This window comes from Streptomyces sp. 7R007, assembly GCF_054850255.1.
On the sequence record NZ_JBTWMV010000015.1, the window covers coordinates 179,766 to 195,806 of the forward strand.

A 16,041-nucleotide genomic window follows, 5' to 3' on the forward strand; every position below is an offset into this window, starting at 1 on the left:
CTACGCCGCGACCAGATACGAGAAGACGGACTCGAGGGACTCGTCCGACGGCGAGACCGTGAGCAGCCGGATGCCGTGGTCGCGGGCGACCCGGGGCAGCAGGGCCGTGAAGCGGCCGAAGTCGACGGCCTGGATGCGCAGCGCGCCCTCGGCCAGGTCGACCTCGATGCCCGACGTCGACGGGTCGGCGATCAGCGCCGCCGCGAGCGCGCGGTCGTCGCTGGAGCGCACCAGGTAGCGGTGCGGGCGGTCGGTCATCAGGCGGCGGATCCTGCGGAAGTCGCCGCTGGCCGCGTGCCGGCCGGCCACGACGACCTCGATGTGCCAGGCCAGCTGCTCGACCTCTTCGAGGATGTGGGACGAGAACAGCACCGTGCGGCCCTCGTCGCCCATGCGCCGCAGCAGGTCCATCAGCTGCATGCGCTGGCGCGGGTCCATGCCGTTGAAGGGCTCGTCCAGCAGGAGCAGCGAGGGGTCGTGGACCAGGGCGGACGCCATCTTCACGCGCTGGCGCATGCCCTTGGAGTAGGTGGAGATCTTGCGGTCCTGCGCGTACTCCATCTCGACCGTGGCGAGCGCCTTCTGGGCCGCCTTGGCGCCCAGGCCGTGCAGCTCGGCGTTGGCGACGACGAACTCGCGGCCGGTGAGGAAGTCGTACATCGCCTCGCGCTCGGGGACGATGCCGATGTGCCGGTAGATCTCCTCGTTGCGCCACACCTGCCGGCCGTCGAGGGTGACGGTGCCGGTGGAGGGGGCGAGGAAGCCGCCCATCATGTTGATGAGGGTGGACTTCCCGGCGCCGTTCGGGCCGAGCAGGCCGGTGACGCCGGGGCCGATGGTCATGGTGATGTCGTTGACGGCGACCACGTTGCCGAACCAGCGGGAGACGTGGTCGATGGAGAGCGTGGTCACAGTCCCACCTTCTTGTAGCGGCGCAGCAGCAGGCCGTAGGCGGCGGCGATCAGGCCCAGGACGGCCAGGACGTAGACGACGCCCTGGGCGTTCGTGGGGGCGATCTCCCCGGGGACCGACGAGTGCGCGCCGAGGAAGGCCGACTGGACGCCGTCGATGAGCGTCACGGGCGAGAACAGGCCGATCCACGGGATGGCCCCGGTGGTGCCCTGGGCGTCCGCGATGGCCTGGAGCGTGGAGACAGCCCCGTAGGAGATGGTCAGCACGGCGATCACGGCCGCGATGCCGAAGCCGCGGCGCGGGGTGACCGAGGCGATGACCAGGCCGATGCCGGCGAACAGCAGCGAGAGCAGTGCCACGGAGAGGAGTCCCTGCCCGAATCCCTTGGTCTGGTCGGTGAAGTCCAGTTTCGCCAGCAGCGCGCCCACGTAGAGCACGATCAGGGGCGCCGCGGTCAGGACGAACAGCGCCGAGGCCAGCGCCGCGTACTTCGCGCGCACGTAGTCGGCGGTCTCGATCGGCCGCGAGAAGTACAGCGGCACGGTCTTGAAGCGCAGGTCGCGTGAGACGGACTGGGGTGCCTGCGAGGCGACGTACAGGCTGATGACGGCCTGCATGATGATCGCGTAGCGCGTGTAGGTGACCGGCAGGTCGTGCGCCTTGGTGGCGACCGCGACGGCGACCATGATGGCCGCGGGCACGCACATCACCACGAACAGCAGCATCGGCAGCACCTTGGACTTGATGGACCGTCCGAGGCCGTAGGCGCCGCGCAGGGACTGCGAGTAGAGAGAGCGGGTGGCGTAGGAGCGGCCGAGGCGGGGGCCGTCGTAGTTGCGGTAGCCGATGTTGTGGATGCGGGTCTGGTCACCCGGCGTGGCCGCTACGGGGTGCTCAACTGCCATGGACGGCCGCCTCCTTCCGCTGCTCTTCCTCGCCGGTCTCGCTGGTGAAGACCTCGGAGATGTGGTGCCGGCGCTGCTCCATGCGCACCAGGCCGAGGCCGAGGTCGGCGACGACGTCCCGGACGAGGTCGTAGGTCTCCTCGCCCTGCGCCGTCAGCAGCAGGATGTGGCCGGCGCCCGGCAGGCCGCTGCCGGCCTCGACGCTCACCCCGCGCGCGTGCAGCGCCTCGCGCACCGCGCGCGTGCCGTCCGGATGCTCGTCGGTGTCGGTGACCTCGACGGCGAGGGTGGTCGTGGTCTGGGTGAAGTCGGTGGTGGAGCTGGAGCGCAGCAGCTTGCCGCCGTCGATGACGACGACGTGGTCGCAGGTGCGCTCCAGTTCGCCCAGGAGGTGCGAGGTGACCAGGACGGAGATGCCGAAGTCGGTGTGGATGCGGCGGATCAGGCCGAGCATCTCGTCGCGGCCGACCGGGTCGAGGCCGTTGGTCGGCTCGTCCAGGAAGACCAGCTGCGGGTCGTGGACGAGGGCCTGCGCGAGCTTCACGCGCTGCTTCATGCCGGTCGAGTAGCCGCCGATGGGGCGGTAGCGCTCCTCGTAGAGACCGACGTGACGCAGTGTGTCCGCCGTGCGCTCGCGGGCGGCGGTCGGCGGCAGTCCGGACATCCGGGCCATGTGCACGACGAACTCGGTCGCCGAGACGTCCGGCGGCAGGCAGTCGTGCTCCGGCATGTAGCCGACGCGCTCGCGGATGGCGGCGCCCTTGGTCGCGACGTCGAGCCCGAGCACTTCGGCACGGCCCTCGGAGGCGGGGGACAGACCCAGCAGGATCTTGATCAGTGTGGACTTGCCGGCTCCGTTGGCTCCGACGAGCCCGGTCACACCGGGTCCGACGTCGACGGAGAGCCGGTCAAGCGCGGTCACCCGGGGGAACCGCTTGCTCAGGCTTTCGGTCGCGATCACAGTCACGCATCCGAAGGTAGTGACGCGCGCCACTGCGGTCGTCAGACCGTGGAGCCGTATTGCCGTCCGACTCCAGGCGTACGGGTACGTAGGGGATGCCATGCCTGAGAGCTACGGAGAGTTGTCCACAGGCGGAACCCGGCCTCTTGACGCCGCCTCTGACGACTGTCACATTCATCAGTGTCAAGTTACGGGCACGTACCGCAGTCGACGCACACGAGGACGGGACGGGGCGGGGCGGATGACGACGGCAGTGAGGGGCGGACGCGCGGCGGAACTGCGGGGGTTCCGGCGAGTCCAGCGGCTCGCGTACGAGTGCGCGGAGGCGGTCGCGGCCCGGCTGGAACCGGGGATCACCGAGCGCGAGGCGGCGCGCATGCAGCGCGCGTGGCTGCGCGAGCGGGGCGTGCGGGACTGGTTCCACCTGCCCTTCGCCTGGTTCGGCGAGCGCACGGCGTTCGTCGGCTTCCGCGTCCCGCTGCAGTTCTTCCCGACGAACCGGCGGCTCGAGCCCGGGATGCCGTTCATCCTGGACATGGCCCCGGTGTACGAGGGCTACACGGCCGACATCGGCTACTCGGGCTCCCTGGGCATCAACCCCGTGCAGGACCGGCTCATGGCCGACCTGGAGGCGCACCGCGAGCTGATCCTGCGCGAGGTGCGCGAGCGGCGGCCGCTGCGGGAGATCTACGAGGACGTCGACCGTCTCATGGTCCGCCAGGGGTACGCCAACCGGCACCGCGCGTATCCCTTCGGGGTGATCGCCCACAAGGTCGACCGGGTGCGGGAGCGCCGCTGGTCACCCCATCTGTTCGGGTTCGGCACCCAGTCCCTCAAGGGCCTCGCCGCCGACGCGCTGCACGGCCACCGCGAGGGCTGGTCGCCGCTGTGGTCGCCGTACCGCTTCTCCGACCACCCGCCGCAGCCGGGCCTGTGGGCGGTCGAACCCCACCTCGGTTTCCGGGGCACGGGCGCCAAGTTCGAGGAGATCCTGGTCGTCACCGACTCCGGGGACCCCGAGGAGAGCGCCTTCTGGCTGGACGACGATCTGCCGCACGTGCGGCGCTGGGCGGAGGACAAGTGACGGGCTTCGGAGAGAAGGGCGCTTCGGGGGCGGGCGGGTCCGAGGTGGGATTGGCGGGTGCGCGGGAGCGTCGCGTGCGGACCGGCGGCATCGAGTTGTGCGTCGCCGAGCTGGGGGATCCCGCGCAGCCGACGGTCGTCCTGGTGCACGGCTACCCGGACAGCAAGGAGGTGTGGTCCGAGGTCGCCGTCCGGCTGGCGGAGCGCTTCCACGTCGTGTTGTACGACGTCCGGGGCCACGGCCGCTCGACCGCCCCGCGCCCGCTGCGCGGCGGTTTCACGCTGGAGAAGCTGACGGACGACTTCCTGGCGGTGATCGACGCCGTCAGCCCGGACCGGCCGGTGCACCTGGTGGGCCACGACTGGGGCTCCGTGCAGTCCTGGGAGTTCGTCACCGTCGCACGCACCGAGGGCCGTGTCGCCTCCTTCACGTCGATGTCCGGACCGTCCCTGGACCACTTCGGCCACTGGATCGGCAGCCGCCTGAAGAACCCCACTCCGCGCCGGGTCGGCCAGCTCCTCGGCCAGGGCGCCAAGTCCTGGTACGTGTACCTGCTGCACACCCCCGTCCTGCCCGAACTGGCCTGGCGCGGCCCCCTCGGCAAGCGCTGGCCGGCCGCCCTGCGCCGGTTCGAGAAGGTGCCCGGCGACGGCTACCCCACCCCCTCGCTGCCCTCCGACGCGGCCCACGGCGCCTGGCTGTACCGGGACAACGTCCGCGCCCGGCTGCGCAGGCCGCGCACCGACGCGTACGCGCACGCGCCCGTGCAGCTCATCACGCCCCTGGGCGACGCGTTCCTGTCCCAGCGGCTCTACGACGACCTGGAGCAGTGGGTCCCCCGGCTGACCCGGCGCACCCTCCCGGCGGGGCACTGGATACCGCGCACCCGGCCGGACCAACTGGCCTCCTGGGTCACCGAGTTCGTCACCGCCGTGGAGGGCGGCCGGACCGCCCCGGCCGCCGCCGGCAAGCACGCCGACCGCTTCGGCGGACAGCTCGTCCTGGTCACCGGCGCGGGCAGCGGCATCGGGCGGGCCACCGCGTTCGCCTTCGCCGAGGCCGGCGCGCGCGTGGTGGCCGTCGACCGGGACGCGGAGGCCGCGGCGCGCACCGCCGAGCTGTCCCGCCTGATCGGCGCCCCCGAGGCGTGGGCGGAGACGGTCGACGTCAGTGACGAACAGGCCATGGAGAAGCTGGCCGACAAGGTCGCCGCCGAGTACGGCGTGGTGGACGTCCTGGTCAACAACGCGGGGATCGGCCTGGGCGGCTCCTTCCTCGACACCACCCCGGAGGACTGGAGGAAGGTCCTCGACGTCAACCTGTGGGGCGTCATCCACGGCTGCCGTCTCTTCGGCCGGCAGATGGCCGAGCGCGGACAGGGCGGCCACATCGTCAACACCGCGTCGGCGGCCGCGTTCCAGCCCTCCAAGGCGCTGCCCGCCTACAGCACCTCCAAGGCGGCCGTGCTGATGCTCAGCCAGTGCCTGCGTGCGGAACTGGCCGGGCAGGGCATCGGCGTGAGCGCGATCTGCCCCGGCTTCGTCAACACCGGCATCACGTCCACCGCCCGCTTCGCCGGCGTCGGCGCCGAGGAGGAGAAGCGGCGGCAGAAGAGGGCGGCGCGGCTCTACGGGCTGCGCAACTACCCGCCGGAGAAGGTCGCCGACGCGATCCTGCGGGCGGTGGTGCGCAACGAGGCCGTCGTGCCCGTCACTCCTGAGGCGCGGGGAGCCCGCCTGCTGTCCCGGTTCGCCCCGCGCGCCCTGCGGGCCATCGCACGGCTGGAGCCACCCCTGTGACCGCACGCCGGGTCCGCTTCGACTGGACCCACCTGAGGAGGTCCCCGGCCACGAGCGGGGCGGCATGAGGGGGGCATACGGCGATGAGAGCGGGAGCATGAGCGGCGACCGGCGGGGGGAGGGCAGCGGCCGGGTGGGCGGCGACTGGCAGGAAGAGCGCGGCAGCCGGGTGGGCGGCGACCGGCACGATGAGCGCGGCAGCCGGGTGGGCGGCGACCGGCAGGAAGAGTGCGGCGGTCGGGCGAGCGGCGACCGGCACCATGAGCACGGCAGCCGGGTGGGCGGCGACCGGCAGGAAGAGCGCGGGGGTCGCGCGAGCGGCGACCGTCATCATGAGCACGGGGGTCGGGCGAGCGGGGGCTACCGGATCGAGGATCTCGCCCATCTCAGCGGTGCCACCGTCCGCACCATCCGCGCCTACCAGGACCGCGGTCTCCTCCCCCGCCCCGAGCGCCGCGGCCGGGCCAACGTCTACGCCGACGCCCACCTCCTCCGCCTGCGCCAGATCGCCGACCTCCTCGACCGCGGCTACACCCTCGCCTCCATCAAGGAGCTCCTGGAAGCCTGGGACACCGGGCGCGGCCTGGGCGGGGTGCTGGGGCTGGCCGCGGAGGTCGACGGGCCGTGGACCGACGAGCAGGCGGTACGGATCTCCCGCGCCGAGCTGGACGAGCGGTTCGGCGGCTCCCCCGACGACGCGGCGGTAGCGGAGGCCGTGGAGCTCGGGGTGCTGGAACCGGTGCCCGGCGACGAGGAGTCCTACCTCGTGCCGAGCCCCCAAGAACTCGCGGTGGCCGTGGAGTTGCACGAGGCCGGGGTACCGCTGTCCGCGATCTCCGGTCACCTACGGGAGTTGAGGGGACAGGTTGAGCACATCGCCGCCCGTTTCCTGGAGTTCACCACCGAGCACGTCTTCGCCCGCTACCTCGACGGACCCGAGCGTCCGACGGACGCCGACGCGGCCGAGGCGGCCTCTCTGGTACGACGGCTGCGGCCGCTCGCCCAGCAGACGGTGGACGCGGAACTGGCCCGGGCGATGCGCCTGTTGGCCGTGCGTCAGCTGCGCCGGCACCTCGGTGCGGACGACATCGTGCGGACCGGGCCGGCGTCACGCTCCGTGCAACTGCCCGAGGAGACGATACGGGCCGTCGAGAGGCTGGTTGGGGCGGAGCGGGTGGCCGAGTTCGTGGCGCTGGCGGCTGAACGGGAGGTGCGGGCAAGGGCGTTGGACGCGCTCACGTCAAGAGGATGGCCCCCAGTCGATCTTGACGAACGGGGCTGACATGTCGGGAAGTTGTCCACAGAAGCGCCAAGTAGCCTGTGGATAACTACAGTTGGTTGTGGATCAAACCTCCGGGCCAAAACAAAATGCGTGACGCGCGTCTCTCCCGTCATGCTGAGTGGATGGACGAAAGACGCACCGTGAAGGTGTCGAAGTACCTCTCCAAACACCTGCGCCACCAGCCCGAGCGAATCGGTCTGACCCTCGACGAGGCCGGCTGGGTCGAGATCGACGCGCTGATCGCCGCGGCCGCCGCGCACGGCTTCCGCTTCACCCGCGAGGAACTGGACCACGTCGTCGCCACGAACGACAAGAAGCGGTTCGCCGTCGAGGGCACCCGCATCCGCGCCAGCCAGGGCCACAGCATCGAGGTCGACCTCGCCCTGCCCCCGGCGACCCCGCCGCCGTACCTCTACCACGGCACCGTGGACCGCTACCTGGACGCCATCCGCACCGAGGGGCTGCGGCCCATGAACCGCCACGACGTGCACCTCTCGCCCGACCACGAGACGGCCACCCGCGTCGGCGCCCGGCGCGGCCGGCCGGTCGTGCTGGGCGTGGACGCCGCCGCGATGCACCACGACGGCCACGTCTTCCACGTCAGCGCGAACGGCGTGTGGCTGACGAAGGCCGTGCCTCCGCAGTACCTGCGGTTTCCGCGGGGCCGCTGAGGCTTCCGCTCCCCGTTCGCGCCCGTGACCGAGCGTCCTCGCCGCAGGACCGAGCGTCACTGTTTCACGTGAAACCCGTTCGGCCGCATACGCTCGACGCATGAGTCTGCGCCTGAGCACCGTGATCCTCCCGTACCGCCGATGGCACGAGGGGGCGCGTGAGACATGGCAGCGCGCGGAGCAGCTCGGCTTCCACACCGCGTACACCTACGACCACCTTTCCTGGCGCATCCCGTTCCGCGACGGTCCCTGGTTCGGTGCCGTGCCGACGCTCACCGCGGCCGCGGCCGTCACCGAGCGGCTTCGCCTGGGCACGCTGGTGACCTCGCCGAACTTCCGGCACCCGGTGACCCTCGCCAAGGAACTGATCTCCCTCGACGACATCTCCGGCGGGCGCCTCACCCTCGGCATCGGCGCCGGCGGCACCGGCTTCGACGCCACGGCCCTGCTGAGCAGCGACCAGGAGCCCTGGACACCGCGCGAGCGGGCCGACCGGCTCGCGGAGTTCGTGCCCCTGCTGGACCGGCTGCTGACCGAGGACGAGGTGTCGCACGACGGCCGCTTCTACTCCGCGCACGAGGCGCGCAACATCCCCGGCTGTGTGCAGCGGCCCCGGCTGCCCTTCGCGGTCGCCGCGACCGGCCCGCGCGGGCTGGAACTCGCCGCCCGCCACGGGCAGGCATGGGTCACCACCGGCGACGCCAAGCTGTACGAGAACGGCACTCCTGAACAGTCGGTTCAGGCCATTCGCGGCCAGGTCGCAAAGCTCGCCGACGCCTGCGCCGGCATCGGGCGGGACGCGGCCGTGATGGACAAGATCCTGCTCACCGGGTTCACCCCGGACCGCGGCCGGCCCCTGGAGTCGCTCGACGCGTTCGTCGAGTTCGCGGGCCGCCACCAGGAGCTGGGCTTCACCGAGATCGTGATCCACTGGCCCATCCCCGGGACCGTCTTCGCCGCTGACGAGAAGGTCTTCGAGCAGATCGCCATGGAGGCGCCCGCACAGCTGCGTTGAACCCGTCAAGTGTCGTCTGTGCCTCACCTGTGCGGCCTCCCGCACAGGCGTGCGGGCATATGCGGGAGAATGGCCGGGTGACCTCAGCGACTCGACAGCCCGAGACCCCGGCCCCCGCCGTCCAGCCACGGCTCATCGCCACCGATCTCGACGGCACCCTGCTGCGGGACGACAAGTCGGTCTCCCCGCGCACGGTCGCCGCCCTCGCCGCCGCCGAGGAGGCGGGCATCGAGGTCTTCTTCGTCACCGGTCGCCCCGCCCGCTGGATGGACGTCGTCAGCGACCACGTGCACGGCCACGGCCTGGCGATCTGCGGCAACGGCGCCGCCGTGGTCGACCTGCACGGCGGTCCCGGCGCCCACCGGTTCGTGAAGGTGCGTGAACTGGCCCGGGAGAACGCGCTGGACGCCGTACGGCTGCTGCGCGAGGCGGCGCCCGGCACGGTGTACGCGGTCGAGCAGACGTACGGCTTCCACCAGGAGCCGGAGTATCCCAAGCTGCACATGGAGATCCCGGACGAGCTCCGGCCCGCCGAGGACCTGCTCGCACCCGACGGTCCCGGGGCCGCCGAACCGGTGCTGAAGATCCTCGCCTACCACCCTTCGCTCGACCCCGACGGTTTCCTCACCACCGCCCGCCTCGCCATCGGCGACCGCGCCAACGTCACCCGCTCCAGCCCCAGCGCCCTGCTGGAGATCAGCGGCCCCGGCGTCTCCAAGGCCAGCACACTCGCCCTCTGCTGCGCCGAGCGCGGCATCTCGCACGAGGAGGTCGTCGCCTTCGGGGACATGCCGAACGACGTCGAGATGCTGACCTGGGCGGGACGGTCGTACGCGATGGGCAACGCGCACCCGGACGTCATCGCCGCGGCCTCGGGGCGGACCGTCGCCAACAACGACGACGGCGTGGCGGTCGTCATCGAGCGGATGCTGGCCGAGCGGCGCTGACTCAGCCGACGGGCGCGCCCCGCGCCGCCAGCCACGGCACCGGGTCCACCGCCGACCCCGCCTCCGGCGTGACCCGCACCTCGAAGTGCAGATGCGGGCCCGTGGAGTTGCCCGTGGTCCCGGACTGGCCGATCCACTGCCCGGTGTCCACCCGCTCGCCCTGGTCGACGGTGACCGCGGCGAGGTGGGCGTACTGCGTGAGATAGCCGTCCGGGTGCTGGAGCACGACCTCGATGCCGAAGGGGCCTCCGCACGCCACCTTCACCACCCGGCCCGCGCCGACCGCCCGTACCGGCGTGCCGACCGGCACCGCGAAGTCCTGCCCGGTGTGCCGGTTCGCCCACCGGTCACCGCCGCTGCCGAAGCCCGCGGACAGCTCGTACGTCTCCACCGGTGTGACCCACGGCTGCGTGGTGCGGGTCGGCGGCTGGTCGAGGCGGACCGCGCCGCGGCAGCTGCCGGCCGCGACCGAGGCGTCCGCCTGGCTCTGCAACCGTCCGCGCGCCTCTTCGAGCCGGCGCTCGATGGTGTCCTTGATCGCCGCCAGCTCGGTGTTCCGTTTCTCCAGCGCCTGCCAGGCCGCCGTCGCCTGCGCCTCATCGGCGGCGAGCCGCGCCTCGGCCCGCCGGCTCTTGTCGAGGGCGTTGTCCAGGGCCAGGGTCGCCTGGGAGAAGACGTGCTGACCGCGCATCAGCTCCTCCGGGCTGCGGGCGAGCAGGATCTGCGCGGTCAGCGGCAGCCCGCCGCCCGCGCGGTACTGGGCGCGCGCGATCCGCCCCAACCCGTCGTGCCGCCCGGCGACCTCCTGCCGCACCCGGGCCAGCTGCGCCTGCGCCCGCTCGGCCTGCACCCGCTGCCCCTCGGCCTGCTGCCGGACCGTCTCGTACTGCTGCGTCGCCACCGCCGCGTCCTGGTAGAGCCGCGCGACCTGCTCGCTGATCCCGGGTTCGTCGTCCCCGTCCGCGGCGTCGGTCGGGCGGGCCACGAACACCGCCAGCGCGCACACCAGCACCGGAACGAGCAGCGGGCGACGGCGAGATGAGGGCATGTCAGCGATCGTGGCCCCGGAGCTCGCCGCAGGTCGCGTTCAAGTCGTACGCACGGGGGACGAGTGCCCCCGGATGGCTCAGTACGCCCGGTCGGCAAGACCCTCATGCCGTTCAGTACGGCGCCTGCCACACCACCGTCGTGCCGCCTCCGTCCGGCCCGATGCCCGGCCCGTACCAGCTGCCGCCGCCCACGGACTCCGCCCGCCGCTCAAGGTTGCGCAGACCGCTGCGCCGGCCGCCTTCCGGGATGCCGACGCCGTCGTCGGCGACGGTCAGCCGGACGGCGGGGCGGCCGTCCGGCAGGGTCGCCGTGGCGTCGACGACGACGTCGATCCGGGAGGCGCCGGCGTGCCGGAACGCGTTGGACAGGGCCTCGCGCAGGGCCGCGACGAGGTTCTTGCAGACGACGTCGCCGACCAGGGTGTCGACCGCGCCGACGAAGCGGTGCGAGGGCGTGAAGCCGAGCGGCACCGCCGCCATGGTGATCTCGCGCAGCACGTTCGTGCGCAGCCCCGCGGGCCTCTCGGCGGGGTCCTGCTGGAGCGCGAAGATGGCGGTGCGGATCTCCTGGATGGTGATGTCGAGTTCGTCGACCGCCTTGCCGACACCCGCCCGCACCTCGGGCACGAGCGACCTGCGCTGCGCGCTCTCCAGCATCATCCCCGTGGCGAACAGCCGCTGGATGACCAGGTCGTGCAGGTCACGGGCGATCCGGTCACGGTCCTCGAACACCGCGAGCCGCTCCCGGTCGCGCTGCGCCTCCGCCATCATCAGCGCGAGCGCCGCCTGCGAGGCGAACTGGACCGCGAGGGTGCGCTCCGTCTCGGTGAAGGCGCGCTCGCCCCGCGCGCGAGGGGTGACGAGGGCGCCCAGGACACGGCCGCCGCTCTGCAGGGGCAGCAGCATGACCGGCCCGTAGGCCCGCCCGTGCGCGGTGACCACGCGCCGGTCGGTGGCGGCGTCGTCGACGAACACGGCGTGCCCGCCGAGGAGTTCGGCGACGAGCTCGCTCTCCGGCGGTACGACCGCGCCCAGCATGGTGGAGGGCCGGTCAGCGGCCACCGCCGCGACCTCCAGGCCGCCCTCGTCGGCGGGCAGCAGCACGACGCCGGCCGCCGACCCGGACAGGGCGCGCGCCTGCTCGGCGACGACCTGGAGGGCGTCGTCCACGTCACCGCCCGCCAGCAGGGCCGTGGTGACCGCCACCGATCCGTCGATCCAGCGCTCGCGCTGCTGGGCGGCCTCGTACAGGCGGGCGTTGCCGATGGCGATGCCCGCCTCGGTGGCCAGCACCCGCACCATGTCCAGATCGTCGTCGTCGAACGGCCGGCCCCCTTGTTTCTCCGTCAGGTAGAGGTTGCCGAAGATCTCGCCCTGGACCCGGATGGGCAGTCCCAGGAAGCTGTGCATCGGCGGATGGTGCTCGGGGAAGCCGCACGAGCGCGGGTCCTCGGTCAGATCCGCCAGCCGCACCGGTTCCGGGGCGGGGGCGCCCTCCGCCGGACCCAGCGGTGGCTGCGGGACGATGAGTGCGCCGAGCAGCCCCTTGCGCCCGTCCGGCAGCCGGCCGATCCGGCGGGCCGTCGCCGAGTCGACGCCGTGGTAGACGAAGTCGGCGAGGCCGTCGCCGTCCTCGTCCAGCACCCCCAGGGCCGCATAGCGGGCGCCGGTCAGAGAGGCCGCGGTCTCGCAGATCCGCTCCAGCGTGGAGTGCAGTTCGAGACCGCTGCCGACGGACCGCATCGCCTCCAGCAGTTCCGGCACGCGCAGGGCCGGCCCGGCGGAGAGGCCGGAGGCGGGCGCCGGGGAACCGGACGGCGGGGAAACGGACATGACCTGAGCCTAATAAGTCCCATTTGCACCGGAAAGTCGGATCAGACGGCTAGCGCGCCGCCATGAGCAGCTCCGCCTCCTCCTCCCGTTCCGCCATGGCCCGCAACGGCCCGTCCACGGCGGCCAGCTCGGCGTACGCACCGCGCTGCACCACCCGTCCCCCGTCCAGCACGACCACCTCGTCGACCGCCTCCAGTCCGGCCAGCCGGTGGGTGATGAGCAGCGTCGTACGGCCCTCGGTGGCGGCCAGCAGATCGGCGGTGAGCGCGTCGGCCGTCGGCAGGTCGAGGTGTTCGGCGGGCTCGTCGAGGACCAGCACGGGGAAGTCGGCGAGCAGGGCGCGGGCCAGCGCGAGCCGCTGCCGCTGGCCGCCCGACAGGCGGGCCCCGTGCTCGCCGACCAGCGTGTCGAGCCCGTCGGGCAGGCTGTCGGCCCAGTCCAGCAGGCGGGCCCGTCCGAGGGCCTCGCGCAGGTCGTCCTCCGTCGCGTCCCTGCGGGCCAGGAGCAGGTTCTCGCGCACGGAGCTGTCGAAGAGGTGCGCGTCCTGGGCGCACAGCCCCACCAGCCGCCGTACGTCGTCGCCATCCAGCGCGTACGCGTCCACACCGGCCAGCGTGTAGGAGCCCGCGTCCGGGTCGAGGAACCGCAGCAGCACCTGGGCCAGCGTCGTCTTGCCGGAGCCGGAGGGCCCGACGACGGCGATCCGGCGGCCCTGGTCGAGGGTGAGGTCGAGGCCGGCGAGCGCGTCCCGGTCCTGGCCCGCGTGCCGGGCGGTCAGGCCCTTGACGACGAGCGGGAAGGGGGTGGCGGGCGCCTGCCGCGGCCGCTGCGGCTCACGCACCGGCTCGGGCGCGCCCAGCACCTCGTACACGCGCTCCGCGCTCCTGCGCACCCGCTGCCGGTACTGCGCGGCGAGCGGCAGCCCGAGCACGGCTTCGAAGGCGGCCAGCGGGGTGAGGACGACGACGGCCATCGTCACGCCGCCCAGCCGTCCCGCGGCGACCGCCTGGGCGCCCACGAGGGCGGCGGCGGTGACCGTCAGCCCGGACAGCAGCGCGGTGAGTCCGTCACCGAGCGCCGTGGCGGTGGCGGCGCGGGAGGCGATGCGGGTGAGCGCGGAGTCGGCGCGCCGTGCCTGGGCGGTACGGGCGGGCAGGGCGCCGGCGACGGTGAGTTCGGCGGTGCCGGTGAGCAGGTCGGTCACACGGGTCGCCAGCGCCCCCCGGGCGGGAGCGAGCCGGCGCTCGGCACGCCGGGACACGGCGCTGGTGACCAGCGGGACGCCGACGCCGGCGGCGAGGAGTCCGGCGGCCAGGACGGCGCCGGCCTCGGGCAGCAGCCAGGCGGTGAAGGCGACGGACCCGGCGGAGACGACGGCCGCCGCCCCGGCGGGCAGCAGCCAGCGCAGCCAGTAGTCCTGCAACGCGTCCACGTCGGCCACCAGCCGCGAGAGCAGATCGCCCCGGCGGGTGCGGCGCAGCCCGGCGGGCGCCAGCCGCTCCAGCCGCCGGTAGACGGCGACCCGGGTGTCCGCCAGCATCCGCAGCACGGCGTCGTGCGACACGAGCCGCTCGGCGTACCGGAAGACGGCCCGCCCGATGCCGAAGGCCCGCGTCGCCGTCACCGCCACCATCAGGTACAGCACCGGCGGCTGCTGCGAGGCACGCGAGATGAGCCAGCCGGAGGTCGCCATCAGCCCGACGGCACTGCCCAGCGCGAGCGAGCCGAGCAGCAGCGCCAGGACGAGCCGACTGCGCCGGGGGCCGGACATGGCGCGGACGCGGGCGAGGACCCGGCCGGTGTTCCTGGCGGGTGCGTCGGCTTCCTGCTCGTGAGCAACAGGGGCTGCGGACGCCTGCGGTGCGGCCGGGCGGACCTCGGGCGCCCGGCCGTCCACGGAGGCGGGAGCCGGGCGCTGCGCCAACCGCACCACCCGGTCCGCCACCGCGAGCAACGCCGGCCGGTGCACCACCAGCAGCACCGTCCGCCCGACCGCCAGCCGCCGGACCGCGTCGACGACCTCGGCCTCCGTGGCCCCGTCGAGCGCGGCCGTCGGCTCGTCGAGGAGCAGGACGGGCCGGTCGGCGAGGAACGCCCGGGCCAGCGCGAGACGTTGACGCTGACCGGCGGAGAGCCCGGCCCCGTCCTCGCCGAGCACGGTGGCCGTCCCCTCGGGCAGCGCGTCCACGAACGGCAGCGCTCCGGCGTCCGCCAGCGCTCGCCGTACGGCGGCGTCGTCGGCGTCGGGACGGGCCAGCCGTACGTTCTCGGCGATCGTGCCGGCGAACAGGTGCGGGCGCTGCGGCACCCAGGCGATCCGCGACCGCCACGCGTCGAGATCGACGTCCGCAAGATCGACTCCCCCGACCGTCACCCGTCCCTGGCTCGGGCGGACAAACCCCAGCAGGACGTTCAGCAGCGTCGACTTGCCCACCCCGCTCGGCCCCACCAGGGCGACCGTCTCCCCGGGCTGGATGGCGAAGGACGCCTGCGACACGGCGTCCTCGGCCCGCCCCGGGTAGCGGACGGACACCCCGTCGAAGGCCACGGCGCCCGCGGGCACCGCACCGGTCCCCGACGCCGGCACCGGCGTCTCCAGCACGGCGAAGATCTCCTCGGCGGCGGCCAGTCCCTCCGCCGCCGCGTGGTACTGCGCCCCGACCTGGCGCAGCGGCAGATACGCCTCGGGGGCCAGCACGAGGATGACGAGACCGATGTACAGGTCCATCTCGCCGTGCACGAGCCGCATGCCGATCGTCACGGCGACCAGCGCCACCGACAGCGTCGACAGCAGCTCCAGCGCGAAGGAGGAGATGAAGGCGATCCGCAGGGTCCGCATGGTCGCCTGCCGGTACTCGCCGGTGATCCGCTTGATGGACTCCGCCTGCGCCTTCGCCCGCCCGAACACCTTCAGGGTCGGCAGACCGGCGACCACGTCCAGGAAGTGCCCGGACAGCCGGGACAGCAACTGCCACTGACGGTCCATCCGCGACTGCGTGGCCCAGCCGATCAGCATCATGAAGACCGGGATCAGGGGGAGCGTGCCGACGATGATGGCCGCCGACACCCAGTCCTCGGTGACGATCCGGGCCAGCACCGCCACCGGCACGACCACCGCCAGCCCCAACTGCGGGAGATAACGCGAGAAGTAGTCGTCGAGGGCGTCGATCCCCCGTGTGGCGAGAGCCACGAGCGAGCCGGTCCGCTGCCCGCTGAGCCATCCCGGCCCCAACTCGACGGACCGCTGCAGCAGCCGCCCCCGCAGCTCGGACTTCACCGCCGCGCTCGCCCGGTGCGCGGAGAGCTCGGTGAGCCAGGAGACCAGCGCCCGCCCGCCCGCCACGGCCGCCAGGAGCAGCAGGGGAGTGCGCAGGCCGCCGACCGACAGACCGTGCTGGAAGGCGCCCACCACCACCTCGGCGATGAGCATCGCCTGCGCGATGACCAGCGCCGCCCCGACGGCGCCCAGGCCGACGACCGCCATCATGAACAGCCGGGTGGCGCGGGCGTATCGGAGCAGACGCGGGTCGATCGGTTTCACGTGAAACACACCCTCTTCTCAAGGGGCATGTTTCACGTGAAA

Annotated in this window: 12 protein-coding genes; 6 read left to right on the forward strand and 6 right to left on the reverse strand. The window is 73.0% G+C overall.

Annotated features, from left to right (window positions below; genetic code table 11):
• Genes ACYF6T_RS21585 through ACYF6T_RS21595 form a run of 3 tightly spaced genes read right to left on the reverse strand, consistent with a single transcriptional unit; the run spans position 1 to position 2,778 of the window.
• The gene (locus ACYF6T_RS21585; protein WP_461698424.1) at positions 1–912 is read right to left on the reverse strand and encodes an ABC transporter ATP-binding protein; all 912 of its coding nucleotides are present in this window, start codon (positions 910–912) and stop codon (positions 1–3) included.
• On the reverse strand, positions 909–1,817 hold the full coding sequence (locus ACYF6T_RS21590) for an ABC transporter permease (protein WP_461698425.1): 909 nt from the start codon (positions 1,815–1,817) through the stop codon (positions 909–911). Before ACYF6T_RS21590 ends, ACYF6T_RS21585 begins: the two co-directional genes overlap by 4 nt.
• Entirely contained in the window at positions 1,807–2,778 is a 972-nt protein-coding gene (locus tag ACYF6T_RS21595; RefSeq protein ID WP_461698462.1) for an ABC transporter ATP-binding protein, read from the reverse strand. Before ACYF6T_RS21595 ends, ACYF6T_RS21590 begins: the two co-directional genes overlap by 11 nt.
• A 241-nt stretch (positions 2,779–3,019) precedes the next feature.
• Between ACYF6T_RS21595 and ACYF6T_RS21600 the strand changes: the two genes are divergently transcribed.
• The 6 genes from ACYF6T_RS21600 to ACYF6T_RS21625 all read left to right on the forward strand — a co-directional run bounded on the left by ACYF6T_RS21600 (position 3,020) and on the right by ACYF6T_RS21625 (position 9,576).
• Positions 3,020–3,862, forward strand: coding sequence for a M24 family metallopeptidase (locus ACYF6T_RS21600; RefSeq protein WP_461698426.1), 843 nt, complete (start codon positions 3,020–3,022; stop codon positions 3,860–3,862).
• 44 nt (positions 3,863–3,906) lie between these two features.
• Complete coding sequence (locus ACYF6T_RS21605) at positions 3,907–5,661, forward strand: SDR family oxidoreductase (RefSeq protein ID WP_461698463.1); 1,755 nt, start codon at positions 3,907–3,909, stop codon at positions 5,659–5,661.
• Positions 5,662–6,028: 367 nt separating this feature from the next.
• Positions 6,029–6,943 (forward strand): MerR family transcriptional regulator, encoded by a 915-nt coding sequence (locus ACYF6T_RS21610; RefSeq protein WP_461698464.1) that lies wholly within the window; start codon positions 6,029–6,031, stop codon positions 6,941–6,943.
• A 122-nt stretch (positions 6,944–7,065) separates the two neighbouring features.
• Entirely contained in the window at positions 7,066–7,614 is a 549-nt protein-coding gene (locus tag ACYF6T_RS21615; RefSeq protein ID WP_461698427.1) for an RNA 2'-phosphotransferase, read from the forward strand.
• Between the two features lie 100 nt (positions 7,615–7,714).
• A complete protein-coding gene (locus tag ACYF6T_RS21620) occupies positions 7,715–8,629 on the forward strand; it encodes an LLM class flavin-dependent oxidoreductase (RefSeq protein WP_461698428.1) in 915 nt (304 codons plus the stop codon).
• A 59-nt stretch (positions 8,630–8,688) separates the two neighbouring features.
• Positions 8,689–9,576, forward strand: a complete 888-nt coding sequence (locus ACYF6T_RS21625) for an HAD-IIB family hydrolase (RefSeq protein WP_461698429.1) — start codon at positions 8,689–8,691, stop codon at positions 9,574–9,576.
• A 1-nt stretch (position 9,577) separates the two neighbouring features.
• Here ACYF6T_RS21625 and ACYF6T_RS21630 read toward each other — a convergent pair whose 3' ends face one another.
• From ACYF6T_RS21630 to cydD, 3 genes are all read right to left on the reverse strand, one after another.
• Positions 9,578–10,624, reverse strand: a complete 1,047-nt coding sequence (locus ACYF6T_RS21630) for a M23 family metallopeptidase (protein ID WP_461698430.1) — start codon at positions 10,622–10,624, stop codon at positions 9,578–9,580.
• 112 nt (positions 10,625–10,736) lie between these two features.
• Positions 10,737–12,458 carry a sensor histidine kinase gene (locus ACYF6T_RS21635; protein ID WP_461698431.1) on the reverse strand — a complete coding sequence of 574 codons (1,722 nt, stop codon included), beginning with the start codon at positions 12,456–12,458 and terminating at the stop codon, positions 10,737–10,739.
• A gap of 49 nt (positions 12,459–12,507) precedes the next feature.
• Positions 12,508–15,999 (reverse strand): thiol reductant ABC exporter subunit CydD, encoded by a 3,492-nt coding sequence (gene cydD, locus ACYF6T_RS21640; RefSeq protein WP_461698432.1) that lies wholly within the window; start codon positions 15,997–15,999, stop codon positions 12,508–12,510.
• Between the last annotated feature and the right edge of the window lie 42 nt (positions 16,000–16,041).

Excerpts from the sequence above, each read along its gene's own strand:
- ACYF6T_RS21625 (WP_461698429.1), top strand. The coding sequence starts at position 8,689 with ATGCGGGAGAATGGCCGGGTGACCTCAGCGACTCGACAGCCCGAGACC.
- ACYF6T_RS21590 (WP_461698425.1), bottom strand. The coding sequence starts at position 1,817 with ATGGCAGTTGAGCACCCCGTAGCGGCCACGCCGGGTGACCAGACCCGC.
- ACYF6T_RS21620 (WP_461698428.1), top strand. The coding sequence starts at position 7,715 with ATGAGTCTGCGCCTGAGCACCGTGATCCTCCCGTACCGCCGATGGCAC.
- ACYF6T_RS21615 (WP_461698427.1), top strand. The coding sequence starts at position 7,066 with ATGGACGAAAGACGCACCGTGAAGGTGTCGAAGTACCTCTCCAAACAC.
- ACYF6T_RS21630 (WP_461698430.1), bottom strand. The coding sequence starts at position 10,624 with ATGCCCTCATCTCGCCGTCGCCCGCTGCTCGTTCCGGTGCTGGTGTGC.
- ACYF6T_RS21635 (WP_461698431.1), bottom strand. The coding sequence starts at position 12,458 with ATGTCCGTTTCCCCGCCGTCCGGTTCCCCGGCGCCCGCCTCCGGCCTC.
- ACYF6T_RS21600 (WP_461698426.1), top strand. The coding sequence starts at position 3,020 with ATGACGACGGCAGTGAGGGGCGGACGCGCGGCGGAACTGCGGGGGTTC.